Source organism: Mesorhizobium erdmanii (assembly GCF_013170725.1).
In the GTDB taxonomy this organism is placed as follows: Bacteria; Pseudomonadota; Alphaproteobacteria; order Rhizobiales; family Rhizobiaceae; genus Mesorhizobium; species Mesorhizobium erdmanii.
Genome location: NZ_CP033361.1, coordinates 4,728,795 through 4,752,715, shown reverse-complemented (window position 1 = coordinate 4,752,715; position 23,921 = coordinate 4,728,795). Strand labels below are relative to the sequence as shown.

Annotated in this window: 28 protein-coding genes; 19 read left to right on the top strand and 9 right to left on the bottom strand. The window is 62.3% G+C overall.

Going from position 1 to position 23,921, the window contains the following annotated elements:
• Positions 1-17: 17 nt before the first annotated feature.
• Together EB233_RS23240 and EB233_RS23235 are read left to right on the top strand one after the other, a co-directional pair.
• Positions 18-380 (top strand): DoxX family protein, encoded by a 363-nt coding sequence (locus EB233_RS23240; protein WP_064991718.1) that lies wholly within the window; start codon positions 18-20, stop codon positions 378-380.
• A gap of 90 nt (positions 381-470) precedes the next feature.
• Entirely contained in the window at positions 471-923 is a 453-nt protein-coding gene (locus EB233_RS23235; protein WP_064991717.1) for a hypothetical protein, read from the top strand.
• A gap of 140 nt (positions 924-1,063) precedes the next feature.
• Here EB233_RS23235 and EB233_RS23230 read toward each other — a convergent pair whose 3' ends face one another.
• Together EB233_RS23230 and EB233_RS31675 are read right to left on the bottom strand one after the other, a co-directional pair.
• Complete coding sequence (locus tag EB233_RS23230; protein WP_064991716.1) at positions 1,064-1,375, bottom strand: transcriptional regulator; 312 nt, start codon at positions 1,373-1,375, stop codon at positions 1,064-1,066.
• Between the two features lie 516 nt (positions 1,376-1,891).
• On the bottom strand, positions 1,892-2,362 hold the full coding sequence (locus tag EB233_RS31675) for a hypothetical protein (protein ID WP_064991890.1): 471 nt from the start codon (positions 2,360-2,362) through the stop codon (positions 1,892-1,894).
• A gap of 458 nt (positions 2,363-2,820) precedes the next feature.
• On the opposite strand from EB233_RS31675, the gene EB233_RS23220 reads away from it, so the two are divergent.
• Complete coding sequence (locus EB233_RS23220; protein ID WP_064991889.1) at positions 2,821-3,417, top strand: glutathione S-transferase family protein; 597 nt, start codon at positions 2,821-2,823, stop codon at positions 3,415-3,417.
• Positions 3,418-3,585: 168 nt separating this feature from the next.
• Here EB233_RS23220 and EB233_RS23215 read toward each other — a convergent pair whose 3' ends face one another.
• On the bottom strand, positions 3,586-4,236 hold the full coding sequence (locus EB233_RS23215; protein ID WP_064991715.1) for an outer membrane protein: 651 nt from the start codon (positions 4,234-4,236) through the stop codon (positions 3,586-3,588).
• 413 nt (positions 4,237-4,649) lie between these two features.
• On the opposite strand from EB233_RS23215, the gene EB233_RS23210 reads away from it, so the two are divergent.
• The 6 genes from EB233_RS23210 to EB233_RS23185 all read left to right on the top strand — a co-directional run bounded on the left by EB233_RS23210 (position 4,650) and on the right by EB233_RS23185 (position 9,783).
• Positions 4,650-5,414 carry an SDR family oxidoreductase gene (locus EB233_RS23210; RefSeq protein WP_064991714.1) on the top strand — a complete coding sequence of 255 codons (765 nt, stop codon included), beginning with the start codon at positions 4,650-4,652 and terminating at the stop codon, positions 5,412-5,414.
• The gene (gene uvrC, locus EB233_RS23205) at positions 5,411-7,480 is read left to right on the top strand and encodes an excinuclease ABC subunit UvrC (RefSeq protein ID WP_064991713.1); all 2,070 of its coding nucleotides are present in this window, start codon (positions 5,411-5,413) and stop codon (positions 7,478-7,480) included. Before EB233_RS23210 ends, uvrC begins: the two co-directional genes overlap by 4 nt.
• Positions 7,481-7,581: 101 nt before the next feature.
• Entirely contained in the window at positions 7,582-8,178 is a 597-nt protein-coding gene (gene pgsA, locus EB233_RS23200; RefSeq protein ID WP_010915213.1) for a CDP-diacylglycerol--glycerol-3-phosphate 3-phosphatidyltransferase, read from the top strand.
• A 1-nt stretch (position 8,179) separates the two neighbouring features.
• On the top strand, positions 8,180-8,437 hold the full coding sequence (gene moaD / locus EB233_RS23195) for a molybdopterin converting factor subunit 1 (RefSeq protein WP_064991712.1): 258 nt from the start codon (positions 8,180-8,182) through the stop codon (positions 8,435-8,437).
• Positions 8,438-8,442: 5 nt separating this feature from the next.
• A complete protein-coding gene (locus tag EB233_RS23190) occupies positions 8,443-8,907 on the top strand; it encodes a molybdenum cofactor biosynthesis protein MoaE (protein WP_064991711.1) in 465 nt (154 codons plus the stop codon).
• A gap of 111 nt (positions 8,908-9,018) precedes the next feature.
• Complete coding sequence (locus tag EB233_RS23185) at positions 9,019-9,783, top strand: YbaY family lipoprotein (protein WP_064991710.1); 765 nt, start codon at positions 9,019-9,021, stop codon at positions 9,781-9,783.
• A gap of 58 nt (positions 9,784-9,841) precedes the next feature.
• On the opposite strand, the gene ndk is transcribed toward EB233_RS23185, so the two are convergent.
• Positions 9,842-10,264, bottom strand: coding sequence for a nucleoside-diphosphate kinase (gene ndk / locus EB233_RS23180; protein ID WP_010915217.1), 423 nt, complete (start codon positions 10,262-10,264; stop codon positions 9,842-9,844).
• 291 nt (positions 10,265-10,555) lie between these two features.
• Here ndk and EB233_RS23175 point away from each other — a divergent pair, with 291 nt between their 5' ends.
• The gene (locus EB233_RS23175; RefSeq protein ID WP_081294299.1) at positions 10,556-10,819 is read left to right on the top strand and encodes a DUF2934 domain-containing protein; all 264 of its coding nucleotides are present in this window, start codon (positions 10,556-10,558) and stop codon (positions 10,817-10,819) included.
• Positions 10,820-10,899: 80 nt separating this feature from the next.
• Here the strand turns inward: EB233_RS23175 and EB233_RS23170 are convergent, their stop codons facing one another.
• The gene (locus EB233_RS23170) at positions 10,900-11,592 is read right to left on the bottom strand and encodes a glutathione S-transferase family protein (protein ID WP_064991709.1); all 693 of its coding nucleotides are present in this window, start codon (positions 11,590-11,592) and stop codon (positions 10,900-10,902) included.
• A gap of 64 nt (positions 11,593-11,656) precedes the next feature.
• On the opposite strand from EB233_RS23170, the gene EB233_RS23165 reads away from it, so the two are divergent.
• Positions 11,657-12,169 carry a DinB family protein gene (locus tag EB233_RS23165; RefSeq protein ID WP_064991708.1) on the top strand — a complete coding sequence of 171 codons (513 nt, stop codon included), beginning with the start codon at positions 11,657-11,659 and terminating at the stop codon, positions 12,167-12,169.
• Positions 12,170-12,210: 41 nt separating this feature from the next.
• Here EB233_RS23165 and EB233_RS23160 read toward each other — a convergent pair whose 3' ends face one another.
• Both EB233_RS23160 and EB233_RS23155 read right to left on the bottom strand, forming a co-directional pair.
• Complete coding sequence (locus tag EB233_RS23160) at positions 12,211-12,801, bottom strand: GNAT family N-acetyltransferase (RefSeq protein ID WP_244277807.1); 591 nt, start codon at positions 12,799-12,801, stop codon at positions 12,211-12,213.
• 65 nt (positions 12,802-12,866) lie between these two features.
• Positions 12,867-13,826 carry a LysR substrate-binding domain-containing protein gene (locus tag EB233_RS23155; protein ID WP_027053261.1) on the bottom strand — a complete coding sequence of 320 codons (960 nt, stop codon included), beginning with the start codon at positions 13,824-13,826 and terminating at the stop codon, positions 12,867-12,869.
• A gap of 112 nt (positions 13,827-13,938) precedes the next feature.
• Between EB233_RS23155 and EB233_RS23150 the strand changes: the two genes are divergently transcribed.
• The 8 genes from EB233_RS23150 (at position 13,939) to EB233_RS23115 (ending at position 22,140) form a co-directional block, all read left to right on the top strand.
• The gene (locus tag EB233_RS23150; protein WP_064991706.1) at positions 13,939-14,775 is read left to right on the top strand and encodes a hypothetical protein; all 837 of its coding nucleotides are present in this window, start codon (positions 13,939-13,941) and stop codon (positions 14,773-14,775) included.
• 45 nt (positions 14,776-14,820) lie between these two features.
• A complete protein-coding gene (locus tag EB233_RS23145) occupies positions 14,821-15,747 on the top strand; it encodes a DMT family transporter (protein ID WP_064991887.1) in 927 nt (308 codons plus the stop codon).
• Complete coding sequence (locus EB233_RS23140) at positions 15,740-15,943, top strand: hypothetical protein (protein ID WP_064991705.1); 204 nt, start codon at positions 15,740-15,742, stop codon at positions 15,941-15,943. Before EB233_RS23145 ends, EB233_RS23140 begins: the two co-directional genes overlap by 8 nt.
• 160 nt (positions 15,944-16,103) lie before the next feature.
• Positions 16,104-16,553 (top strand): Ros/MucR family transcriptional regulator, encoded by a 450-nt coding sequence (locus EB233_RS23135; RefSeq protein ID WP_081294320.1) that lies wholly within the window; start codon positions 16,104-16,106, stop codon positions 16,551-16,553.
• A 240-nt stretch (positions 16,554-16,793) separates the two neighbouring features.
• A complete protein-coding gene (locus tag EB233_RS23130; RefSeq protein WP_027053256.1) occupies positions 16,794-18,671 on the top strand; it encodes an ABC-F family ATP-binding cassette domain-containing protein in 1,878 nt (625 codons plus the stop codon).
• Positions 18,672-18,900: 229 nt separating this feature from the next.
• Entirely contained in the window at positions 18,901-19,212 is a 312-nt protein-coding gene (locus EB233_RS23125) for a thioredoxin family protein (protein ID WP_343064831.1), read from the top strand.
• Positions 19,213-19,221: 9 nt separating this feature from the next.
• A complete protein-coding gene (locus EB233_RS23120) occupies positions 19,222-19,941 on the top strand; it encodes a cytochrome c biogenesis CcdA family protein (RefSeq protein ID WP_064991703.1) in 720 nt (239 codons plus the stop codon).
• A gap of 90 nt (positions 19,942-20,031) precedes the next feature.
• Positions 20,032-22,140, top strand: a complete 2,109-nt coding sequence (locus tag EB233_RS23115) for a molybdopterin-containing oxidoreductase family protein (RefSeq protein ID WP_064991702.1) — start codon at positions 20,032-20,034, stop codon at positions 22,138-22,140.
• 36 nt (positions 22,141-22,176) lie between these two features.
• Here the strand turns inward: EB233_RS23115 and EB233_RS23110 are convergent, their stop codons facing one another.
• Entirely contained in the window at positions 22,177-23,319 is a 1,143-nt protein-coding gene (locus EB233_RS23110; RefSeq protein WP_064991701.1) for a flavin-containing monooxygenase, read from the bottom strand.
• A gap of 73 nt (positions 23,320-23,392) precedes the next feature.
• A complete protein-coding gene (locus tag EB233_RS23105; protein ID WP_064991700.1) occupies positions 23,393-23,866 on the bottom strand; it encodes an Lrp/AsnC family transcriptional regulator in 474 nt (157 codons plus the stop codon).
• Positions 23,867-23,921 lie beyond the last annotated feature (55 nt).

Genomic DNA, 23,921 nt, shown 5'->3' with positions numbered 1-23,921 from the left:
TTCAGTGGGAGGTTGGCATGCTTACTCAAACGGTTCAGGCGCTGGGTGCGCTACTGATCGGCGGCGTGTTCATATGGGCCGGCATCGAACATTTCGTGAAATTCAGGGCTATGACCGAGTACCTGGCCGCCCGGCGACTTCCGGCTCCGGCCTTCCTGCTCGCCGTCGGCTCGGCGCTGGAAATCATTGCCGGCTCGCTGCTTGCCAAGGGCATCGCGATGCCCTTCGCGGCTAGCGCGCTGGTGGTGTTTACGTTGGCGGCAAACATGCTCCTGCTACGGTTCTGGGCCTGCAGGGGGTCGGAACGGCAGGTGCTGCGGTCTGCCTTCCTGGTCAATTTCGCTGTTGTCGGCGGATTATTGCTTGCGGCAACGGTCTAGCGTGGTTTCTGGAAACCATTGTCTGAGCAACCGCTTGACCGCCGCCAAGCGAATCCGCACAGTGCGCGTAATCGACCTTGAGAGGCTGTCATGACTCGCTTCGCCAAATCCGCCCTTGCCGCCCTGATTTCGCTCTGCACCCCGCTTGCCGTGCCTCTCGGCGTGACGCAGGCGGTGCAGGCGGCCGACCTTGGCGTCTATTCCGATGACGATGGCGGCGTCTGCGGGCAGCCCTGGGTGCTGAGCAAGATCACCAGCCGCTTCTCCTACCAGGTGCATCACGTGCCGCATCTGCCGGACGTGCAGATCACCGACTTCCAGCGCATCCACCAGCACCGCTACCTGCCGGCCAACGACTCCTGGCCGATCGGCCGCCGCTATTGCGGCGCCACCGTCAGTCTCTCCGACGGCCGCGCCCGCACCATCTGGTATCTGATCGAGGAAGGCCAGGGCTTTGCCTCGATTGGCGACAATGTCGAGTTCTGCGTCGCGGGCTTCGACCGCTGGATGGTCTATAACGGCCGCTGCCGGGTCCTGCGCTAGACGCAACTTTCCATTCTCGATGGCTTTAACGCCTGCGGTTCGATCAACCGCAGGCGTCTTGCTGTGTTGACGGGATGCGCGATGCCTATCCCGGACAAACGCCAGCAGAGTGTGAATTTGGAGATCGCTCGATCGCAGTCCTATTTCCTGCGTTGCCCGGCCTCGGCCTGATCGATGATCTTGCGAAGAAAGGCAATGTGACCGCGAAAGGCTCGCCGCCCAATCGTCGTTGCCTTGACCCGGGTCTGCGGTCGCCGCCCGACGAAGAGCTTTTCAACGTCGACATAGCCTGCCCGCGCCAGCGTATCGAGATGTGCTCCGAGATTTCCGTCAGTGGTTTCGATCATGGCCTTCAACTGGGTAAACTCCATCGCCTCGCGCCTTTCCAGCGTGTTCAGGACGGCCATGATCCGCAGCCGTGTAATCTGATGGATGATCTCGTCGGCACTCATCGTTCGGCTCCACTGCGGCAAAGCCCTGGACCGTTTCCATGCGGTTTGGCGGTCGCGCGCGGCGATCGTGTCACTTGCCTTGGTGCGGTCGAAATCAAAGCCGCAACTTTTCTCTTGCAGAATACTCTGCCGTGCAGAGTTATCTGTCAACTCACCGCAAGTGACGAACGTATGCTTGACAAGGTAATCGTCAGATCGGTCGCTGCGTCGCGATCGTGATCCGCATGGACTGTTCAAATACAGAAGATGATCGTCTCGACGAGGTGGCAGGTCGCGATATTCGCGGCCGAACATCGTGCGCGAAGCTGCTCGCTAATCTTCTGAGCTTCATGGTAGCTCCGCATCGAGAATGCCTACGTGAAATTGCGGACGATATCAGAAGATCAACAGCGGATTTTCGCGATGATGAGTGCGATCGTGTCTCGATCTCAACGAAAATTTAAGCTGAGAAAATCATACCATTGCTTCGCTGGCTAGCGAGCCGCGAGTCAGATATGCATTGCGCGCCGGGGTCATTCACGGCCATCGGCATAACGTGAAGGGGCATGACATGGCTAAGCAGTCATCTAAAGCGCCGGCATCCAAGGCACCGGCAAAGAAAGCACCCGCAAAAGCAGTCGCGGCGAAGGCCGCAACAGCAGTGAAGAAAGCAGCGCCTGCGAAGGCGGCGGCAAAGCCCGCAGCGAAAGCAGCACCGGCCAAGAAGCCGGCTGCGGCCAAGGCTGTGGCGAAGCCCGCCGTGAAGAAGGCGGCGCCCGCCAAGGCAGCGGCAAAGCCGGCGGCCAAGGCCGCACCGGCGAAGAAGCCTGCGGCCAAGGCCGCGGCGAAACCCGCGGCCAAGAAGGCGGCGCCCGCCAAGGCAGCGGCAAAGCCCGCCGCGAAGGCAGCAGCAAAGCCGGCCGCGAAAGCAGCAGCAAAGCCGGCCATGAAAGCAGCCGCCGCCGCGACTAAGCCCGCGGTGAAGAAAGCCGCAGCGCCGAAGGCCAAGGCAGCGCCTGCGAAGGCGAAGGCTCCGGCCAAGAAGTAGACCGGTCGTTGGGGCGTCGCCTTTCCCTCGGGACCTGGCAAGGACGCTCTGACGCACTGGACCGAAGCAAGTCCGGCAGCGGGTTCAGCCCTGAGGGCCGAACATCGGGATGGGACCGAGGGGCAAGCAAAGCGAGGCGCCGGTTGGCTGCCTCGCTCGCTCTTTGGATTGTCGACTTGCCGCGATTGGCGAAGGCCTCGGCGCAACGCCGTGAGGCTTGTGAGATGCGACCGCAGAGTACCGTCAGCCTGCCGTGGTCGTTCGCCGGCGTTTTCCAGCGTACCAGTCTGTAGGCTTGTCGATGATGTCTGGAGCGGAAACGGCAACCGGTTTCTGGCTGTTGTTTTCTTGCCCTCTGGCGATTGATCGCGAGCGCCTGTCCAGTCAACACTGGATGCCTGCAAACAGGAAACCGATCATGCCGAAGCTGCTCTACGCATCCACCTCTCCCTATAGCTCCAAGGTAAGGATGGCCGCTGCCTATGCCGGCATCGCGATCGATCTGGTGCCGGTCAAGACGGAGGACAAACCGGCCGAGCTGACCGGAGCAAATCCGCTCGGCAAGATCCCGGTGCTGGTGCTCGACGATGGCCGTTCGGTACACGACAGCCGCGCCATCACCCAGCACCTCAACCGGATTTCGAAGAGCGCGCTGTTCCCGCGCAATCCCGACAAGCGGCTGGAAGCGGAAGTGCTGGAAGCGCTGGCCGACGGCATCTGCGATTGCGCGCTGTCGATGGTCTATGAGCGCCGCACCCGACCTGAGGAGATGGTCTATCAGCCCTGGCTCGACCGGCAATGGACGAAGATCACCGCCGCGCTCGATCTGCTCAATGCCAACCCGCCTAAACTGCCGAAGAAGATCACCGCCGGGCAGATCGCGTTGCGTGCCTGCCTCGGCTATCTCTCGCTGCGTTTCGCCGGCAAATGGGAAAAGGGCCGCGGCCGGTTGACCCGCTGGGCGGCGCGCTTCGACGAAAAATTCCCGGAATTGACGTCCGCGATTCCGGCGTGAGAGTCGTCTCAATCGCGGGCGTAAGATGGAGGCTATGTCCATGTCTCGCCGGAAGCCACAGCCGGCGCGAACGAACTCGGAGCTAAGCAGCGAACGGTCTGAAGACATCTTGGACAATAAAAAAGCCGGGCGCGAGGCCCGGCTCTTTCGTGTCGTGGCTTGAACGACTTAGAACTTCATACCGACGCCGAAGGTGACGCGGTTGTCCGTCGCCTTGACCTTGCCGACATTGTCAAAGCTCTTGCTGCCGAAGTCGGTGTAGCGGTACTCGACGCGGCCGAAGACATTGTCGGTCAGCTTGATGTCGGTGCCGAGACCAGCAGTCCAACCAACCATGGTGGCGCGATCGCTGCTGACACCATCATCGATCTTCAGGCTTCTGCCAGCGAGACCGCCGGTGCCATACAGCAGGATTTCCGGGGTCACCGCGTAGCCGAGACGGGCACGCAGCGAGCCTTCGAAGCCGGCCTTTGAATCGATGCCGGCGTTGTCGCCCTTGACGCCGTTGTAGCCGAGTTCGGCTTCACCGCCGTACACGAAGTTCTCCTGCTGCCACTGGTAGCCGCCGAAGACGCTGCCGACAAAGCCCTTGGTTCCGACGTTCACACCTATATCCTTGGCGTTGGAATGGCCGCTAAAGCCATAGCCAACGTTCAGACCGGCATAGGGGCCGGCCCAGGATGCTACAGGCAATTCGGCAACCGGGGCGGGTGCCGGCGGCTCTTCCTGAACGACGTCCGCAGCATAAGCGGTACCACCGAGGGCGAAGAGCCCGAGCGCAACGGCCAGCGGCCTTGCGAATTTGAGATTGGCTTGCATTGTTCTTTACTCCTTAAGCCACAGGACACAGGCTTGTTTCTCACGATCGCCATCAACCCGTCCGGGGGGTGAAACGGATCTGGCGTTCGTCGGTTCCAAATGTCGTGTCAAAATGCGGCTGAAGCGAACCTGAACTTGGGTCATTCCCCGGCGCGAATGAGGCAGAACCTTGACGTTGCATCTTCGCAACAGCGAATTGTCAGCAGCCATTTCATGCTGCGCTGCACACCGCTTGGTGCAAGGACTCCGGCGCCCTATATTGCGGTTCGGCGGTCGCTAGTCCAAGACGTGTCGGCATGCCGAACCGGGCTTTTCGCCACAATGCTGCCCCAGGAGCGAACGCTGTTTAACGCATGGCGGGCCATATTTCGTCGGCATCGTTTTTTCGAGCCGAAATTGAGGGTTGACACGAGATGAGCAAGGCCACTGCCGCGGCGCTGGTGACGGGCGGGGCGAAACGGATCGGCAAGGCAATCGTCGAAGACCTTGCCAGTCATGGTTTTGCCGTAGCCATCCACGCCAATCGCTCGCGCGGTGAGGCGGATGCCTTGGCTGCGGAGGTCAACCAATCTGGCGGCCGCGCTGCCGTGGTGAGCGCCGACCTGACGGACATGGACGCCGTCAGCGACCTCATTGGCCAGGCTGAAGCCGCGCTCGGCCCAATCTCGCTGCTGGTCAACAATGCTTCGCTCTTCGTCGACGATTCCGTTGAGGATTTCGACTGGCAGGCCTGGGACCGCCACTTTGCCATCCATGTGAAAACCCCGGCACTGTTGGCGCGGAATTTCGCCGATGCCTTGCCCGAAGGGCGCGACGGGCTGATCGTCAACATCATCGATCAACGCGTCTGGCGGCCGACGCCACGCTATTTCTCCTATGCGCTGTCCAAATCCGCGTTGTGGACCCAGACGCAGATGTTGGCGCAGGCGCTCGGCCCATGCATTCGTGTCAACGCAATCGGTCCGGGGCCGACGCTGAAGAATGTGCGCCAGGACGATTCCGATTTCGATGCGCAAGTCGCAGGCCTGATCCTCAAGCGCGGCCCGGAATTGCCGGAATTCGGCGCCACCATCCGCTATCTCTGGCAGGCACGCTCGGTCACCGGCCAGATGATCGCGCTCGATGGCGGCCAGCATCTTGCATGGCAGACGCCCGATGTGACAGGCATGACGGAATGAGTCCTTTGGATCACAAGAACAAGGCGCGCGGCGGCGCCGACGATCTTCCTCCCGAAATCGACCTCGAGGACGAGGCGCTCGAGGAGATCGTCGAACCTGCCGGCCCGGATGTCGCCTTCACTGCCATCGACTGGACGCCGCATGCCGGCGACGCCGAGGGCATGGTCGGCGCCGAGGTGATCCAGACGCTGGTCAAGCGGCTGCCCAATGCGCCCGGCGTCTACCGCATGATGAACGCCGCCGGCGACGTGCTCTATGTCGGCAAGGCGCGCAGCCTGAAGAAGCGCGTCACCAACTACGCGCAAGGGCGCTTCCACACCAACCGCATCGGCCGCATGGTGCGCGAGACGTCGACGATGGAGTTCGTCGTCACCCGCACCGAGATCGAAGCGCTGCTGCTCGAAGCCAATCTCATTAAGCGCTTGCGGCCGCGATTCAACGTTCTGATGCGGGACGACAAGTCGTTCCCCTATATTCTCCTGACTGGCGACCATGTCTCGCCCGGCATTTACAAGCATCGCGGCGCGCGGTCGCGCAAGGGCGACTATTTCGGCCCCTTTGCCTCGGCCGGCGCCGTCGGCCGCACCATCAATTCGCTGCAGCGCGCCTTCCTGCTGCGCAGTTGCACAAACTCGTTTTACGAGAACCGCACCCGGCCGTGCCTGCTGTACCAGATCAAACGCTGCGCCGGGCCCTGCACCGGCGAAATCTCGCATGAGGGCTATGCCGAACTGGTCGCCGAAGCGAAGGACTTTCTCTCGGGCCGCAGCCAGAAGGTGAAGACCGAAATTTCGGCCGCCATGCAGCAGGCCTCGCAAGACCTCGACTTCGAACGCGCCGCCATCTATCGCGACCGTCTGGCCGCCCTGTCCCATGTGCAGAGCCATCAGGGCATCAATCCGGCGACCGTCGACGAGGCCGACGTCTTTGCCATTCATCAGGAAGGCGGCCAGGTCTGCATCCAGGTGTTTTTCTTCCGCACCGGCCAGAACTGGGGCAACCGCGCCTATTTCCCCAAGGCCGATCCGGCGCTAGAAGCCGCCGAAGTGCTGGGCTCGTTCCTGGCGCAGTTCTATGACGACAAGCCGACGCCGCGCGCCATCCTCCTGTCGCACGGCGTCGAGGACCAGGAACTGCTGGCCGAGGCGCTCTCCACCCGCGCCGGCCGCAAGGTGGCGATCTCGGTGCCGCAGCGCGGCGAGAAGAAGGATTTGACCGACAACGCCTTGCAGAATGCGCGTGAGGCGTTGGGCCGCAGGCTGGCCGAAACATCGACGCAAGGGCGGCTGCTTGCCGGTTTCGCCGAGACCTTCGGCCTGGCGAAGCCGCCGGTGCGCATCGAGGTCTACGACAACTCGCACATTATGGGCACCAATGCGGTCGGCGCCATGGTTGTCGCGGGACCGGAAGGGTTTGTCAAAAACCAGTACCGGAAATTCAACATCCGCTCGACCGAGATCACGCCGGGCGACGATTTCGGCATGATGCGCGAGGTGATGGAGCGCCGCTTTTTGCGGCTGCTCAAGGAGCATGGCGACGTTGCGGTGCCCGATGATGCGGCCTCGGGGGAAGCGAGTGATGACATCGAAGACGATATTTCCGGCAGTTTCCCGGCCTGGCCCGACGTCATCCTGATCGATGGCGGCCAGGGCCAGATGACGGCGGTTCGCAAGATTCTCTCGGATCTCGGCATCGAGGATCGCGTTGTCGCCATCGGCATCGCCAAGGGGCAGGACCGCGATGCCGGCCGCGAGCGTTTTTTCGTCAGGGGCAGGGACTCGTTTTCGCTACCGGTGCGCGATCCCGTGCTCTACTTCGTTCAACGGCTCCGCGACGAGGTCCATCGCTTTGCCATCGGTTCGCACCGGGCGCGCCGCAAGAAGGAGATGGTCAAGAGCCCGCTCGATGAGATCGCCGGCATCGGCCCAGGCCGCAAGCGGGCGCTGCTGCTGGCATTCGGCACCGCCAAGGCGGTCAGCCGTGCGGCGGTCGAGGATCTTGTCAAGGTCGACGGCATTTCCGAGCAGGTGGCCAAACTGGTCTACAATCATTTCCACGAGAGCTGACGGCCAGGGCGCTATTTTCATCTGGCCAATCGATTTTGGCCTGTTGACCCCCTACATCAGCTTCTGATTTGAGTACGCAGGCAGAGAGAGTCCTTCACGACATGGCCCAGCGCGCGTTCAACCTGCCCAACATGCTGACCTATGCCCGCATCATCGCGGTGCCGCTGGTTGTGCTGTGCTTTTTTCTGGAAGGCCATCTGAAATCGAGCGACTTCGCCCGCTGGTCGGCGCTGGTTATTTTCCTGCTGGCGTCCGTCACCGACTATTTCGACGGCTATTTTGCACGCGCTTGGCAGCAGACCTCCAACATCGGCAAGATGCTCGATCCGATCGCCGACAAGCTCTTGGTCGCCACGTGCCTTTTGCTGCTGGCGGCCGACACCGACCGCCATGCCGGCATTGCCGGCTGGTCGCTGTGGGCGGCGATCATCATCCTGTGCCGCGAAATCCTGGTTTCCGGCCTGCGCGAATATCTGGCCGCGCTCAAGGTCTCGGTGCCGGTGACGCAGCTTGCCAAATGGAAGACCACCATCCAGATGGTCGCCATCGCCTTCCTGCTGGCGGGGCCGGCCGGTGACAAGATATTCCCGCTGACGACGCAGACCGGCTTGGTGCTGCTGTGGATCGCCGCGCTCGTCACGCTTTACACCGGCTATGACTATTTCCGCGCCGGCCTCAAGCACATCATGGATGAGTGAGATGACGACCCGTCTCATCTATTTCGCCTGGGTGCGCGAGCGCATCGGCACATCGGAAGAAGAGGTCGAATTGCCCGCCGACATCGAGACAGTCGCCGACCTCTTGCGCTGGCTGCAATCGCGCGGCGAAGGCTATGAGCACGCGCTGCAATATCCCGACGTGATCCGGGTTGCCATCAACCAGGAACATGTCGATCATCGCGAGAAGATTGCGGGCGCGCGCGAGATCGCCCTGTTCCCGCCGATGACCGGGGGCTGACACTCATGCCGGCCGCCCTGGTGCCGAGCGTGCGCATCCAGCGCCAGGATTTCGACGTCGCCGCCGAGATCGCTGGGCTGACGCAAGGCCGCGCCGACATTGGCGCCGTGGTTTCTTTCTCCGGCCTCTGCCGCGACGAGCAGGGCGCGCTCTCGGCACTGGAGCTCGAGCATTATCCCGGCATGGCGGAGGCCGAGATCGGTCGCATCGCCACCGAGGCGGTTCGGCGCTGGCCGTTGCAAGGCCTCACCGTCATCCACCGCCATGGCAAGATTCGCCCGGGCGAGAACATCGTGCTGGTGGTGTCCGCCTCGGCGCATCGCCAGGCTGCGTTCGAAGCGGCGAACTTTCTTATGGATTACCTCAAGTCGCGGGCACCCTTCTGGAAGAAGGAGCATCGCGTCGATGGCTCCGTAGGCGGCTGGGTCGAAGCCAAGGAAGCCGACACGCAGGCCGCGAAGCGCTGGTAATCGCCTTCCGAATAAATCCCTGTCGCAGCCATGCATTGACCGCAATCCTTTGGCCAAATTGCGCGAGGTGATCGGCTCGGGCGTTGGCGACCCGGGGCAAGGGAGGTGGTCATGCTGGACAGGCTCGCGGAGTTTTTCGTCTTCGGTTTGGTGCCGCTGGTTGTCGGCATCCTGGCTGTGCCGGAACAGTCCATCGCCGCCGAAAAGGCGGTGCGGGGCGAGGTGATCTATCGTGAGCGCATCGCCCTGCCGCCCAGCGCCGTGCTGTCTGTCCAGCTTGCCGATGTCTCGCTAGCCGATGCGCCGGCCAGGATTATCGGCGAGCAGACTGTCAAGCCAGGCGGCCAGGTGCCGATCAGTTTCGAGATCAAGTTCGACCCCTCGGTGATCCGGCCGCAAATGACCTATGCGCTGCAGGCGCGCATCACTGTCGACGGCAAGCTGATGTTCATCTCCGACGTACGCCATCAGGTCGATCCGCTGACCGACGCGCCGCAGACCATAATGCTGAAGATGGTGGCATCCAGCTCGGAGCCAGCGGTTTCCGTCTTTGGCCAGCTCTGGGTGGTCGACTATGTCGACGGTATCGGCGCCATCACCGCGCCGCAGGCGACGTTCAGGGTCAGCGAAGCCGGCAAGGCCGGCGGCCGTGGCCCTTGCAACACCTATTTTGCCACGGCCAAGGTCGATGGCCAGGCCATCGCTATCAGCGACATCGGCTCGACCTACATGGCTTGCGCACCGGAGGTGATGGCCGAGGAAAAGGCCTTGTTCGATGCACTGGCCAAGGCGGCGTCCTACAAGGTCGAAGCCGGCAAGCTCGCAATATCAGGCAAGGATGGCCGCGAGATCCTGCGCTTCAGAGCCGCGAGCTGACCGCCAATGAAAAAGGCCGGCGAGGTGCCGGCCTTTCACATGAGACTGGCAATGCCGCTCAGCCGACGATCTCGGTGTCCGAGAACCAGTACTTGATTTCCTGCGCGGCGGTTTCCGGCGCATCGGAACCGTGCACCGAATTCTCGCCGATCGACAGAGCGTGCACCTTGCGGATGGTGCCTTCGGCGGCGTTGGCCGGGTTGGTGGCGCCCATCACTTCGCGGTTCCTCGCAATGGCGTTCTCGCCTTCCAGAACCTGGACGATCGTCGGTGCCGACGACATGAACTCGACCAGTTCGCCGAAGAACGGGCGGTCCTTGTGGACGGCGTAGAAACCTTCCGCCTCGCGGCGGCTCATCCACACCCGGCGCGAAGCGATGACGCGCAGGCCGGCATCTTCGAGCATCTTGGTGATGGCGCCGGTGAGATTGCGCCGGGTTGCGTCCGGCTTGATCATGGAAAAGGTGCGTTCGAGCGCCATGGGTCGTCCTTGTCTTGGAATGGAATCGAGAGTGGCGGGCTCTATACAAGCCGCCCAGCCCATTGCCAAGGGGGTGAGGAGCGGTCCGCGAAGCGGACGGAAAGCCAATTGCTTGGCTTTGCGAGCGACGAACGCCCGGAGCGCGAGCGAAGGGCCGGAACCGGTCCGCGAAGCGGACGGAAAGCCGATTGTTGGCTTTCCGGAGCAAGATCAGAACGGCTGCACAGCAACGCTTTGCTTGCTATAGTCGCTTGTCGGCGCCGCGCTGAAGTCGGCCCGAATGGAGACAACATGACCATGACCGATGATCGTCAGGAGCGCATTCGCAATCGCGCCCACCAGATCTGGCAGGAAGAAGGGCAACCGGCCGGTCACCACGAACGCCATTGGCACCAGGCCGCGGCCGACATCGAGCGGGAGGACGCGGGCAAACCGGCCAAGCCAGCCAAGAAGGTATCTGCCGCCGGCAAGGCAAAGGCCGCCCCCAAGGAAGAAAAGCCGGTGGCGAAGGCCAGCAAGCCGAAGACCAGCAAGCCAAAAAAGGCGGCCAAGTAAGGCCGGCTGTCCCGCCGCTGATTTTCGCAACGGATTGATGGCCCAGCTGCCTTGCGGGCAGGGCAGGCGTTTTGCCGCCGTCACGCCGCCGCCGCAACCTTTCGCCCCAGCCCGCCATGCAGGTCGAGGCAGCGGGCGAACCACTGAGCCACGACGTCGCCATCGTCGAGCAATTGATACGGCGTCGCTACGCGCGCCCATTGCAGCGCGCCGAACACGATATAGTCGGCAAACAGCGGCGACGCGCCGCCGATGAAAGGCTGGTAGCCCAGCATTGAGCGCAGCGGCTCGAGCGCAGCCCGGAAGGCTGTCAGCCCGGCGTCACGGGCCGTGACGACGTCTTCCAGCTTCTTGCCAAAGCGTTGCTCCCGGCTTTGACGGAAATACACGGCATTCCGCTCGTCCTGCATGGCATGGAGGTCGACGAGCGCGGCGGTGGTGATGTAGGGATGAATGGTCAATTGCGACCAGCGTTCGATGAAGCGCGCCATCGCCTTGCCGCCATCGCCGCCAAACAGCGTCGGCCGGCCCGGATAAGCCTCGTCGAGATAGAGCGCGATGGTGAAGGAATCGGCGACGACCTTGTCGCCGTCGCGGATCACCGGAACGGTTTTCGAAGCGCCGCCTTCGATCGTCGGCACCTCCAGAAAACGCGTCGGCGCGGTCGAGACATCGAGGCCCTTATGCGCCAACGCCATCGTTGCCTTCCAGCAATGTGGGCTGAACGGGCGGCTCTCGTCTCGCCCGACGAGATCGTAAAGCAGAATGGCCATTGGCGCGTGTCCCTTTGCGGTCTAGGTATCGCCCGAAACCCGAAGCGGGCCGGCGGGAGAAAAGATGAAACAGCACTTCATGATGTTTGCGGCCTACAATCAATGGGCCAATGGCCGCATCTATGATGCCGCCGGCGATCTCGACGAAGAGGAATTCAATCGCGATGTCGGGGCCTTTTTCGGTTCTCTGATGGGCACGCTCAACCATCTGCTCGCCGCGGACCGCATCTGGATGAAGCGCTTCACCGGCGAAGGCGACGCGCCGACGGCACTGGACGCCATACTGCACCGGGGCTTGCCCAAGCTGAGGGTGGCGCGTGAGGTGGAGGATCGGCGGATTCTCGAATGGCTCACCGGTTTGAGCGACAAGGCGCTGACAGGCCGCTTCACCTATATGACGGTGTCGGATATGCGCACCGTCTCCCAGCGCCTGGCGCCCGCTCTGGCTCATGTCTTCAACCACCAGACCCATCATCGCGGCCAGGCCCATATGATCCTGACGGTTCTGGGCCGCCCGTCCGTAACGCTCGACCTGGCGCATTTCCAGCGCACGGAGGAGGGAAGGGCCTTCGCCTGACTCCTGATTGTTCTCGCTTTGCGCCGAGCGGTCGGCGCTGGCTATCGCCGCATTTTTTGCTGCAGCATTGCCTTCACGTCAGGCCATTCGGAATCGATGATGCTGAAACGGACGGAATTGCGTTTCCGGCCGTCCGGCATGATCCGCTCATTGCGAAGGATCCCTTCCTGCTTTGCGCCTATCCGCAGGATGGCGGCTCTCGAAGCGTCGTTCAGTTCGTCCGTGGTGAACTGCACGCGAACACACTCCATGACCTCGAAAGCATGGGCGAGTAGAAGGTATTTAGCCTCGGTATTGACGCCCGATCGCTGAACCGAACTGCCGAGCCATGTGTGCCCAATCTCCAACTTTCTGTTCGTACGATCGATCTTCCAGAACCGTGTGCTCCCGCAGATCCGTCCCGTGCTGCGCAGGACGATCGCATAAGGCATGACAGTCCCGGTCTGCCGGCCAGCCAGGGCGGTGGCGATATAGCCGTCGATCGTGGTTGGCCCCGGGACCACGGTGGCCTTCAGATTCCACAGCTCACCGTCCGTGGCCGCACTCAGAAGTCCCTGCGAATGCTCCTGGTGAAGGGGCTTGAGCTCGACGATTTCGCCGACCAGAGCGGGTTGCCTGGATTGGATGTCCATTAACCGATGGTCCTCAATCTTCTGGCCGGCGGTCATCTGCGGGCTATTGAGGGCCGATCTGAATTTCAGACAGCCTCGGAAGCCAAATCCCTGACGTCGCTATCCAATTGGCGTTGCGTCAGCGCCGCTTCCGCCATGACCCATTGTTTGAACAGCAGCACCTTGCGTGCGGCAAGGCTCTTGTGGGGGGCGACAAAGTACCAACCGGCGGTGTTCGGATGGTGGACAGCAAAGGGCGCGACCAGCCTCTCGCCGCGAATGTCGCTGGCCATATAGGCGCGGTTGGCGACGGCAAAGCCCATTCCGGCATTGGCCGCCTCGTAGGACATCATGCACGAGTCGAAATAGATGCTTTTGGTCTCGCTGAGCACGAAGCTGGCGCCGGCAAAACCAAGCCAGGATTGCCAGTTCTGGGTGCAGGTGTCGGAATGCAGCAGCGTAAAGAGCTTGAGGTCGTCCGGTGTTACCCTCGACACCGGCTTGTTGCCAAGAACTTCGTGGAACAGTTTGCGGCTGCACACCGGTGTCAGGTCTTCCCGAAACAAAAGGTCGGCTGGCAGCCCGTTGAAATGGCCGTCGCCATAACGGATTTCGAGATCGAAATCGGAGCTCGTGAATTCGTGCGTGGCGTAGGACGTCGAAACCCGCATGACGATATCGGGATGTTGCTGCTGGAACAGCGGCAGGCGCGGAAACAGCCAGCGCGCGGCAAAGGTCGGCAGCACGGATATTTTCAGCACATGCTCCTGCGATTGCCCGGTCGCTTCCATGCTGGCGGCGACGATCCGCTCCAGCGCTTCGCGAACGCGCGAGACATAGGTCTCGCCCTCCGGCGTCAGCGATACTGCATTGCCGCCGCGTTGGAAAATCTTGAAGCGCAGCTGATCCTCCAGGCTTTTCACGCGCTGGCTGACCGCTGAAGCGGTGATGAACTGCTCCTCGCCGGCGCGCGTGAAATTACCGTGGCGTGCGGCACTCTCCACGATTTTCAGCGAATTGAGGTTGACCTGACTGAGCAGACGCACGGGTTTCGACCTTAAGCTGGGCTTACGGTAGCACTAGCATTCCTAATTTTACAGGGGGGGCTAATTTAATCGACTGTTAACCAAGTGTTTGCCCCCCACTTGGAGAAGTACAATGAACGCACATACCATACCCGAACTGCGTTATGCGATGAGCCGCGAGGCCATCATCGGCCACGAAACCGCCTGGAAAGTGTCGAGTTTCGGCGTGGCGCAGTATCTGCACGGCTATGATCCGGCACTGCTTGCCGCGATCGAGGAAGCGGCGCTCAGGCTGAAGGCCAGCCATGCCGTGCACAAGCACCTCGATCTGACCTTCATCACCGGCGCCGACCGTTTCATCCCCGAAATCAACGAGTTGCTGCACGACAAGTTGCGTCTGGAGCGGCTGTCCGACATGATGGGCACGAAGCTCGAGCCCTATCCGCTGTCGATTGTCGGCTCGACCGTTACCTTCATGAATCCCAGGGACGGCGCCGTCGAATGGCATTGCGACGGCGTTCCTGTCACCGAGCTCATTCCGTTGTCGATCAGCGATCCGCTGGTTGGCGGACATCTCGAAATCTATTGCGATGATTCCGAGACCGGCCGCGCCATCCTCGAATCCGGCCGCGAGATTCCGCGCAACCGCATCATGCGCATCGACCACAAGATGAACTACGCCACGCTCGGGCAGTTCCTCGGTGTCCTGCATCGTACGGCGCCGATCCGGTATGGCGAGCGCGTCACGCTGGTGCTCAACCAGCGTTCGGTGGCCAAGCCCTATGTCGACGACAACAGGATGTTCTATCTCGCCGCCGACAACGACCACGACCGCGAATGGGTCGACGAGCTCGCCGAAGATGTCTGGACCAACCAGTTGCCGGCCTATCGCCGGTTCGAGGCGGAGCATCCGACGCCCGCCCCGGTCGCCGAAACACAGGTTCCAGGGGGAGCCAGGGAATCATGGTAACCAACCATGATCCCGAAAAGTGCGAACCGGGTTTCGGACGAGATCATGGTCGAGCGCGGAACTAGAGCTCCTTGCCGATACTTTCGGCTTGGATCAGGCTCGATACCCGCGCTGGTCTTCGCCGCTGGCGCGGTGGCTTTGTGGTCGACCAATGCCCTGGTCGGCAAATCCCTTCTGGCAACCCATCCGGTGTCGCAGGTACAGTTCCTGCAATTTGCGGGAGCTGCCCTGGTCTTCGCTCTGATCCGGTTCTTGGGTCGGGAGGCGGCTCGGCCGGTCGCGGGCAGGGCCGCATTCGCTCCTCTGGCGGTCGGCTTCATCGGTCTGGTCGGCACCATGGTGCTCCAATACGTTGCCTTCGCCTCGATGCCGGTGATCGAAGCCAATCTCGTGGCCTACACCTGGCCTTTGATGGTTGCCGCGGCGGTGATCGCCTTCGAAAATCCGCGGCGACCGGGCTTGCTGGGCCTTGCCGCCGCCCTTGGATTCGGCGGCGTCGCGCTGGTGATTTCGGGAGGACGTGAGAGCAACTGGTTCCAGGGCGACCTCGTCGGCTATTTCGCCGCATTCGGCTCCGCGCTGTGCATGGCTTTCTATTCGGTGGTGGTGGGCCGGCTCGCCATGTCGCCGGACCGCCTGTTGCTGCCTTCGTCGCTCATCGGCGTCGTCTTGACGTTTTTATGGTCAGCTCGCGAAGGCGTCGCCTGGCCTGTCGGCGTGGATCTCGCCCTCGGACTCTATCTGGGCGCCGGCCCGATGGGGCTGGGTTATTACTTCTGGTCGCGCGCCCTGAAGCTCGAACGTGGTGGCAAGGTCGCCGTCGTCGCCTATCTCACGCCGATTGCGTCGACTTTGCTGCTGACGTTGTCCGGCGAACGGTTGACGGCGACCGCCATCGCCGGCGCCGTCCTTGTCATCGGCAGTTGCATCGCGGTCGGCCTGGAGCATTCGGAGGCGCAAGACCATGTTTGACGACAATGAACGTCTCGCCAGGCAGGAAGCACTTTGGCTGATCAAGGAATTTGGCGCCGAGGCACCACTTTACGCGGCTATGAAGGCCGAAAAGGCGATTGAGCAGAAGGATTTTGGGCGTTGTGCCCGCTGGCGGCGTATTCTTGAGATATTGGCCGACGCCCGGTCAACCAAGTCTGCTGTGTCTAAGTATTAGATTTTCTAATTTGCGCGACGCCGATTTCCCATAAAAATAGTTGTCGTCAAGTCTTGATTCGTTTTGGCGCTTGGCGCCCGTTGGGGGACGCGGTTAAAGAGATACATCGACAGAAGTCTTCGCTGGGGTGGATGACTTTGTCGCAAATAGGGTGAAAGAATTGTCAAATATCGAGGATAAGACTGTTATCGAGCTGACGGCCGATATTGTCTCTGCCTATGTAGGCAACAATCCGCTTCCGGCTTCCGGCCTGCCTGACCTGATTGCCAGCGTCAGCGCATCGGTACGAAAGCTGGCTGGCGCGGTCGTCGTGGAAAGCCCGAGCCTGGTTCCGGCTGTAAACCCGAAAAAGTCGGTGTTTCCCGACTACATCATCTGCCTGGAGGACGGAAAGAAGTTCAAGTCGCTCAAGCGACACCTCAGGACAGACTATGGTTTGAGCCCGGACGACTATCGGGCCAAATGGGGCCTGCCGCCGGATTATCCGATGGTCGCTCCGAATTACTCGGCGACCCGGTCGGCGCTGGCGAAGTCGACCGGACTTGGCCGCAAGCCGGCCGCGCCGGCCGTCGTGGCCAAGACGACAAAGCGTGGCAAGGCCACTGCCTGAGTTCGGTTGGGCCGGCAAGGAGGCGGCCGGCTCGCGACCTTGACGGCCTAATGCATGTCGCCCAGAAGTGTGCAGCGGTTCTGGGACAACGACATGCATCAAAACAAAGACTTAAAGCGCGTCGCCTGAATCCGTTTCAGCGCGACGCGCTTTAGTTGCGGACACCGTTTCGCGACCTTGCGTGGCCAACTGGTCCGCAAGGTCTTGCGAAGCTGGTGTCTCCCGTGCGAAAGCGCGGCCATGCTTATCATCAACGATCTCTCGCTGCGCATGGCGGGGCGCCTGCTTCTCGACCATGCCTCGCTCACCTTGCCGGCCGGCACCAAGGCCGGCCTTGTCGGTCGCAACGGCACCGGCAAGACGACGCTGTTCAAGGCCATCACCGGCGATTTCCCCTCCGAGACCGGCTCCATCAACCTGCCGAAGAACACGCGCATCGGCCAGGTGGCGCAGGAAGCACCGGGAACCGAGGAGCCGCTGATCGAGATCGTGCTCAAGGCCGACCTCGAACGCACGGCACTCCTCGAGGAAGAAAAGACCGCCACCGATCCGCACCGCATCGCCGACATCCACATGCGGCTAGCCGACATCGACGCGCATTCGGCCGAATCCCGGGCGGCCACCATCCTGGCCGGCCTCGGCTTCGACGACGCCGCGCAGCGCCGTCCCGCCTCGTCCTTTTCCGGCGGCTGGCGCATGCGCGTGGCGCTCGCCGCCGTGCTGTTTTCAGAACCTGATCTGCTGCTGCTCGACGAGCCAACGAATTATCTCGATCTCGAAGGCACGTTGTGGCTGGAAAACTATGTATCGAAGTATCCGCACACGGTGCTTCTGATTTCGCACGACCGCGATCTGTTGAATCGCGCCGTCAATTCGATCGTTCACCTCGACCAGAAGAAGCTGACCTTCTGGCGCGGCGGCTACGACCAGTTCGAGCGCCAGTACACCGAGCAGAAGGAGCTGCAGGAAAAAGGCCGCGTCAAGCAGGAAGCCGCCCGCAAGCATATGGAGTCTTTCGTCGAGCGCTTCCGCGCCAAGGCGTCGAAGGCCAGGCAGGCGCAGTCGCGCATCAAGGCGCTGGAAAAGATGAAGCCGATCGCGGCCATCGTGAATGATTCAGTGCGGCCGTTCTCTTTCCCTGAACCGGTCAAGACGGTGGCCTCGCCGATCGTTGCGCTGAACAACGTCAATGTCGGCTACACCGAGGGGCAGCCGATCCTGAAGAAGATGACGCTGCGCATCGACGCCGACGACCGCATCGCGCTGCTTGGCGCCAACGGTAACGGCAAGTCGACCTTCGCCAAATTGCTGTCCGGCCGGCTGAAGCAGGAGACCGGCACGATGACGGTGGCGCCCGGGCTCAAGGTGGCGATCTTCGCCCAGCACCAGCTCGACGATCTCCGCCCTGAGGAAAACGCCTACGAGCATGTCCGGCGGCTGATGCCGGAAGCGCCGGAATCCAAGGTGCGCGGGCGCGTCGCCCAGTTCGGGCTGTCGACGGAGAAGATGAACACGCCCGCCAAGGACCTGTCCGGCGGCGAGAAGGCGCGGCTGTTGATGGGCCTTTCGGCATTCGAAGGGCCGAACCTGTTCATCCTCGACGAACCGACCAACCATCTCGACATCGACAGCCGTGAATCGCTGATCCATGCGCTGAACGAGTTTCCCGGCGCCGTCATCCTGATCTCGCATGATCGCCATCTCCTGGAGGCGACGGCCGATCGGCTGTGGCTGGTCAAGGATGGCGCGGTCAACCCGTATGATGGGGACCTTGAGGACTATAAGACGCTGGTCACTGGCGTGTCCGGCGACCGCCGCGAGCGGCGCGAGGCCGACAAGGCGTCGAAAGCCGACCGTCGCCGCGAGGCAGCCCAGCGCCGCGCCGCGTTTGAACCGCTCGCCAAGGAGATCCGCGCCACCGAAGCGCTGATGGACCGAATCCGCAAGCGCATCGACGGTATCGAGGACGAACTGGCCAACCCGGCGATCTACGAAAAGGATCCCTCGACCGCGACACGCCTGGCAAAGGAGCGTTCGCAACTAGCCCAGACGCTGGCCGGCCACGAGGAGAAGTGGCTGACCATGTCGGCCGAGTATGAGGAAGGCACGGCGGAGTAACGCTACATCCTTGTCTCGGCGCTTGTGCGTTGCTTCGGCGATAATATGACCGTGAGGCTGTAACGACTGGCCGCCGTGATGCGAATGACGGACTATGGCGCCATGCTGGGCTTCATACCTTGCCATCGCTTCCGGGAGCAGAACTATGTTTGACCGTCGTATATTTCTCATCGCCCTTGCCGCCGTATCGAGCATTGCATGCGCGCCTGCGGCACTGGCCGCCGAACACATGGCCTACACCCAGCAAGCGTTTGATGCCGCCCAGAAGGCGGGCAAGCCGATCCTGGTCGAGATCACCGCTTCATGGTGTCCGACGTGCAAGGCGCAGAAGCAGGTTCTCGGCCAGTTGCTGCCGATGGCCGAACATGCGGATCTGGCTGTCTTCGAAGTCGATTTCGATCGACAGAAAGATATCGTCCGCGCCTTCGGTGCGCAGATGCAGAGCACGTTGATCACCTACAAGGGCACGAAGGAAGTCGGCCGGTTGGTCGGCGTGACTCAGGCGGACTCCATCAAGCAGTTGCTTGACACCACCATCTGAGCGACGGCGATGCTGGTTGGTGTTGCCTTCTCGTTCACGGCCGGCGTGCTGTCGACGTTATCGCCTTGCGTCCTGCCGCTCATACCGGTCGTGCTCGGAGCTGCTGTCAGCCAGCATCGATACGGTCCTGTTGCATTGGCTGCAGGGTTTGCCATCTCCTTTACGGTTATAGGGCTCTTCGTTGCCACGATCGGATTTTCCATCGGGCTCGACGGTGGTGTTTTTCGCAGCGCCGCTGCCGTACTGATGCTTTTCCTCGGCGCCATACTGGTCGTGCCTGCCCTGCAGGCGCGCGTCGCGCTGGCCGCCGGCCCGGCCGGCAATTGGGTGGAGCAGCGCTTCGGAGGATTTTCCTCGGCTGGTCTCTGGGGACAGTTCGGTGTCGGACTGCTGCTGGGAGCGGTGTGGAGCCCTTGTGTCGGCCCGACACTCGGAGCGGCCTCCGTTCTTGCCGCTCAGGGACACAACCTTGGTCAGGTCGCGGCCATCATGGTCCTGTTTGGCATCGGCGCGGCAGCGCCATTGTTGATCCTTGGCATGCTGTCGCGCGAAACCTTGCTACATTGGCGCGGCCGCATCGCGGAAACGGGCGGCGGACTGAAGGTCGCGCTAGGCGTCCTGCTGCTGTTCACCGCGGGTGCCATACTGTCCGGCTTCGACAAGGCGCTGGAGACGGCCTTGGTCAATGTCTCGCCCGAATGGCTGACGTCGCTGACGACGCAATTCTGAAAACCAGTGGAACGCGGCTGAGTCAGCAGGGAGAAGGACTGCGCCAACTTGGCCCTACACCCGGACTTCGGAACCGGCTAACCTCACCCCATGAACCAGCACACCAAGCTTCGCATCGGCCATTCGGCCTGTCCGCATGATTGTCCGTCGACCTGCGCGCTAGAGGTCGAACTGCTCGACGACAACCGCATCGGCCGCGTCCACGGCGCCAAGGCCAACAGCTACACGTCGGGGGTCGTTTGCGCCAAGGTCGCCCGCTATGCGGACCGCGTCCATCACCCCGACCGGCTGCTGAAGCCGCTGATCCGAGCCGGCGCCAAGGGCGATGGCGCCTGGCAGGAAGCGAGCTGGGAGGCCGCACTCGATCTCGTCGGCGAAAAGTTCGTCGCCGCCGAGGCGAAATACGGCTCTGAGACTGTCTGGCCCTATTACTACGCTGGAACGATGGGACTGGTGCAGCGCGACGGCATCGACCGGCTGCGCCATGCCAAGAAATATTCAGGCTTCTTCGGCTCGATCTGTACCAATCTGGCCTGGACCGGCTGGATGATGGGGGCGGGCGCCTTGCGTGGGCCAGATCCGCGCGAGATGGCGAAGTCCGACTGCGTGGTCATCTGGGGCACCAATGCCGTGGTCACCCAGGTCAATGTGATGACGCATGCCATCAAGGCGCGCAAGGACCGCGGTGCCCGGATCGTCGTCATCGACGTCTATGAAAACGCGACCATGAAGCAGGCCGACATGGGCTTGGTCCTGAAACCCGGCACCGACGGCGCGCTGGCCTGCGCGGTCATGCATGTGCTGTTCAAGGAAGGCCTGGCCGACCGCGTTTATCTCTCGAAATACACCGACGATCCCGCCGGGCTGGAAGCGCATCTGAAGACCCGCTCGCCGGAATGGGCCTCCGCGATCACCGGGCTTGGCGTCGCCGAGATCGAAGCCTTCGCCCGGTTGGTTGGCACGACAAAGAAGACCTATTTCCGCCTCGGCTATGGTTTTGCCCGCCAGCGCAATGGCGCCGTCAACATGCATGCCGCGTCCTGCATCGCGGCGGTCACCGGCAGCTGGCAGTATGAGGGCGGCGGTGCCTTCCATTCCAATTCCGGGATCTTCAAGCTCAACCAGGAACTGCTGGAGGGCGCCAGGATGCGCGATCCGGCGATCCGCCATCTCGACCATTCGCGCATCGGCCCGGTGCTGACCGGCGCCAGCGACGCGCTCTATGGCGGCCCGCCGGTGACGGCGATGCTGATCCAGAACACCAATCCGGTGAATGTCGCGCCCGAGCAGCGGCTGGTGAAGCAGGGCTTTCTGCGCCACGACCTGTTCACCTGCGTGCACGAGCAGTTCATGACCGACACCGCCAAGCTCGCCGATGTCGTGCTGCCGGCGACGATGTTTCTCGAACATGACGACGTCTACAAGGGCGGCGGCAACCAGCACATCACGCTGGGGCCGAAGCTGATCGAGCCGCCGGAAGGGCCGCGCACCAACCATTTCGTCATCGAGGAACTGGCCAGGCGTCTTGGCGTCGCCGATCGCCCGGGCTTTGGTCTCACCGAACAGCAGCATATCGACATCATTCTGGGCAAGCGCGGGCTGGGCAGCTTCGACAGCTTGAAAGAACAGAAATGGGTCGACCTGCAGCCTGATTTCGAGACCGCGCATTTCATTGGCGGATTCGGCCATGCGGATGGAAAATTCCGCTTCCGCGCCGACTGGACCGGTCAGGCGGCTCCCAACCGGCCGCCGAAAAGCATGGGACTGTTCGGACCGGTGGAACGGCTGCCGGAGTTTCCCGACCATGTCGACCTGATCGAGGTGGCTGATGAGCAGCATCCGTTCCGGCTGACGACCTCGCCGGCGCGCAATTTTCTGAACTCAACCTTTGCCGAGACACCGGTGTCAAAGGAGAAGGAAGGCAGGCCGGTGCTGCTCCTGCATCCCGACGATGCGGCGGAGCTTGGGCTTGCCGACGGCGACCGTGTCGAGGTCGGCAACCGGCGCGGCGACCTGGTGCTGCATGCCAAGGTCTTCGGCGGCATCAAGCGTGGCGTGGTGATCGCCGAAGGCATTTGGCCCAACAGCGCGCATGAGCGCGGCGAGGGCATCAACGTGCTGACCGGCGCCGACGCGCCGGCCCCCTATGGCGGCGCCGCCTTCCACGACAACAAGGTCTGGCTGCGCAAGGCGAGTTGAGCAGGCCGAAGCCCGTCAGCCGCCTGCAGGCGCGGCTTATACCGGCAGGGTCTCCGCTGCCTTTTTCCTGTCCAGCCGGTGCCGGATATCATCGGTGATCGCCTGGGCTTCGATGCCGATCTCGCGCAGCAATCCGGTGACTGCATTGTGGAAACCGATGAGGTAGAGGCCGAGGTCCGAAGCTTGCGCGGTAACGCCGCTGCGATCCGGCTGGATGTCGGGCTCGAGCAACTTGGCATAGCCCGGCCGATAACCCGTAGCGAAGATGATCGCGTCGAACTCGCTGTGGTTGCCGTCCGCAAAACGGGCGCCGCGTTCGGTGATCTCGGCGATGTCGGGCGCAACCTTGATCGCGCCGTCGCGGATCTTGCCGATGGTGCCCACGTCGATCACCGGAATGCGCGACGCGATCGCAATCTGTTCCAGCAATCCCTGTCCCGGCCGTCTGAGCCCATATTTTTCCAGCCTGCCCTGCACCAGGTCGAGGATGAGTGGGAAAAGAACGTCATTGAAGCGTTGCGGCCCCAGGCGCGTCGCCATGCCGACCATCTGGATGGGTACGCCGAACAGTTCGCGCGGCACGATATGAACGCCGCCGCGCACCGAAATCGTCGGCAGTGCGCCGTTTTCCACCAGATCGAGCGCGATCTCCGCACCGGTGTTGCCCATGCCGATGACCAGCACCGACTGGCCGGCGAACGGCGTGGCATTGCGATAGTCGGCGCTGTGTAGTGTCTGGCCCGTGAACGTCTCGACGCCGGCAAATCCGGGCCGCAAGGGTTCGGCATTGTAGCCTGACGCGATCACCACATGCTTGGCGCGCAACGAGCCGGATGTCGCCTCCACACGCCAGCCACGACCCTCCCGGGTGATCGCTTTCACCGTTTCGCCAAATCGGGGCTTGAAGCCGAAACGTTGCGCATAGGCATCGAGATAGTCGACGAAGAGGTCGCGCGGCACATAGCGCGGATAGTGCTTCGGAAACGGCACGAAGGGCAGGGACGAATAGCGCTTGGTCGTGTGCAGGTGGACGCGCTCGTAGTGGCGCCGCCAGGCGGGCGCGGCCTGTAACTCTTTTTCGATGATGATGAAGTCGATGCCCGCCTGCCGCAGGCATGCGGCGACGGCCAGGCCGGCCGGCCCGGCGCCGATGATCGCTACCGATGTCGTGTCGTCCAAGCGCGCCTCCCTGCTCAATTCGCGTACTGTAGAATGTCAAAGCATGGCATGTGGACCCTGGCTGCCGCAGGGCTCAACCCGGCAACGGCACCGTCAGGCCAACCTTGACGCGGTCCATGGCGACGAAGGTGCGGAATTTCCGGACATTGTTGCTGTCAAAGAACAGCTTTCGCGTCAGCGCCTCATAGGCGCCCATGTCGGCCACCGTCATGACGAGGATGAAGTCGGCCTCGCCGGTGACGTAGTAGCATTGCTGCACTTCGGGCGTTTCCGAGAATTGCCGCTTGGCGGCGTCGATGAGCTCGGTGCGCTCGCTCTCGAGCTCCACCTCGACGAAGATGGTGATCGGCTGGCCGACCGCGGCCGGTTCGACGACTGCGACATTGCTCGCAATGACACCGGTCTGCTCCATGCGCTTGATGCGGCGTTGCACGGCTGGTGCCGACAGGTTGACCGCTTCGCCGATCAGCCGCTGCGGGGTCCTGTTGTCCCGCTGCAGGATGGCCAGGATGGCGAGATCGAAATTGTCGAGCGGGGATGGAGGCAATGGAGGTGTTCCGCGAAACAAACTTGCATTTGGGCGGCCCAATTACAGCGCTCTT

What these genes read in the sequence shown, in the direction of transcription:
- EB233_RS23215 (WP_064991715.1), bottom strand. Translation starts at nt 4,236, where the DNA reads ATGCAAGCCAATCTCAAATTCGCAAGGCCGCTGGCCGTTGCGCTCGGG.
- EB233_RS23145 (WP_064991887.1), top strand. Translation starts at nt 14,821, where the DNA reads ATGGTCGAGCGCGGAACTAGAGCTCCTTGCCGATACTTTCGGCTTGGA.
- EB233_RS23150 (WP_064991706.1), top strand. Translation starts at nt 13,939, where the DNA reads ATGAACGCACATACCATACCCGAACTGCGTTATGCGATGAGCCGCGAG.
- EB233_RS23165 (WP_064991708.1), top strand. Translation starts at nt 11,657, where the DNA reads ATGAAACAGCACTTCATGATGTTTGCGGCCTACAATCAATGGGCCAAT.
- EB233_RS23235 (WP_064991717.1), top strand. Translation starts at nt 471, where the DNA reads ATGACTCGCTTCGCCAAATCCGCCCTTGCCGCCCTGATTTCGCTCTGC.
- moaD (WP_064991712.1), top strand. Translation starts at nt 8,180, where the DNA reads ATGACGACCCGTCTCATCTATTTCGCCTGGGTGCGCGAGCGCATCGGC.
- EB233_RS23125 (WP_343064831.1), top strand. Translation starts at nt 18,901, where the DNA reads ATGGCCTACACCCAGCAAGCGTTTGATGCCGCCCAGAAGGCGGGCAAG.
- EB233_RS23175 (WP_081294299.1), top strand. Translation starts at nt 10,556, where the DNA reads ATGACCATGACCGATGATCGTCAGGAGCGCATTCGCAATCGCGCCCAC.
- EB233_RS23115 (WP_064991702.1), top strand. Translation starts at nt 20,032, where the DNA reads ATGAACCAGCACACCAAGCTTCGCATCGGCCATTCGGCCTGTCCGCAT.
- EB233_RS23220 (WP_064991889.1), top strand. Translation starts at nt 2,821, where the DNA reads ATGCCGAAGCTGCTCTACGCATCCACCTCTCCCTATAGCTCCAAGGTA.
- EB233_RS23185 (WP_064991710.1), top strand. Translation starts at nt 9,019, where the DNA reads ATGCTGGACAGGCTCGCGGAGTTTTTCGTCTTCGGTTTGGTGCCGCTG.
- EB233_RS23160 (WP_244277807.1), bottom strand. Translation starts at nt 12,801, where the DNA reads ATGGACATCCAATCCAGGCAACCCGCTCTGGTCGGCGAAATCGTCGAG.
- EB233_RS23210 (WP_064991714.1), top strand. Translation starts at nt 4,650, where the DNA reads ATGAGCAAGGCCACTGCCGCGGCGCTGGTGACGGGCGGGGCGAAACGG.
- EB233_RS23240 (WP_064991718.1), top strand. Translation starts at nt 18, where the DNA reads ATGCTTACTCAAACGGTTCAGGCGCTGGGTGCGCTACTGATCGGCGGC.
- EB233_RS23130 (WP_027053256.1), top strand. Translation starts at nt 16,794, where the DNA reads ATGCTTATCATCAACGATCTCTCGCTGCGCATGGCGGGGCGCCTGCTT.
- EB233_RS23230 (WP_064991716.1), bottom strand. Translation starts at nt 1,375, where the DNA reads ATGAGTGCCGACGAGATCATCCATCAGATTACACGGCTGCGGATCATG.
- uvrC (WP_064991713.1), top strand. Translation starts at nt 5,411, where the DNA reads ATGAGTCCTTTGGATCACAAGAACAAGGCGCGCGGCGGCGCCGACGAT.
- EB233_RS23140 (WP_064991705.1), top strand. Translation starts at nt 15,740, where the DNA reads ATGTTTGACGACAATGAACGTCTCGCCAGGCAGGAAGCACTTTGGCTG.
- EB233_RS23190 (WP_064991711.1), top strand. Translation starts at nt 8,443, where the DNA reads ATGCCGGCCGCCCTGGTGCCGAGCGTGCGCATCCAGCGCCAGGATTTC.
- ndk (WP_010915217.1), bottom strand. Translation starts at nt 10,264, where the DNA reads ATGGCGCTCGAACGCACCTTTTCCATGATCAAGCCGGACGCAACCCGG.
- EB233_RS23120 (WP_064991703.1), top strand. Translation starts at nt 19,222, where the DNA reads ATGCTGGTTGGTGTTGCCTTCTCGTTCACGGCCGGCGTGCTGTCGACG.
- pgsA (WP_010915213.1), top strand. Translation starts at nt 7,582, where the DNA reads ATGGCCCAGCGCGCGTTCAACCTGCCCAACATGCTGACCTATGCCCGC.
- EB233_RS23170 (WP_064991709.1), bottom strand. Translation starts at nt 11,592, where the DNA reads ATGGCCATTCTGCTTTACGATCTCGTCGGGCGAGACGAGAGCCGCCCG.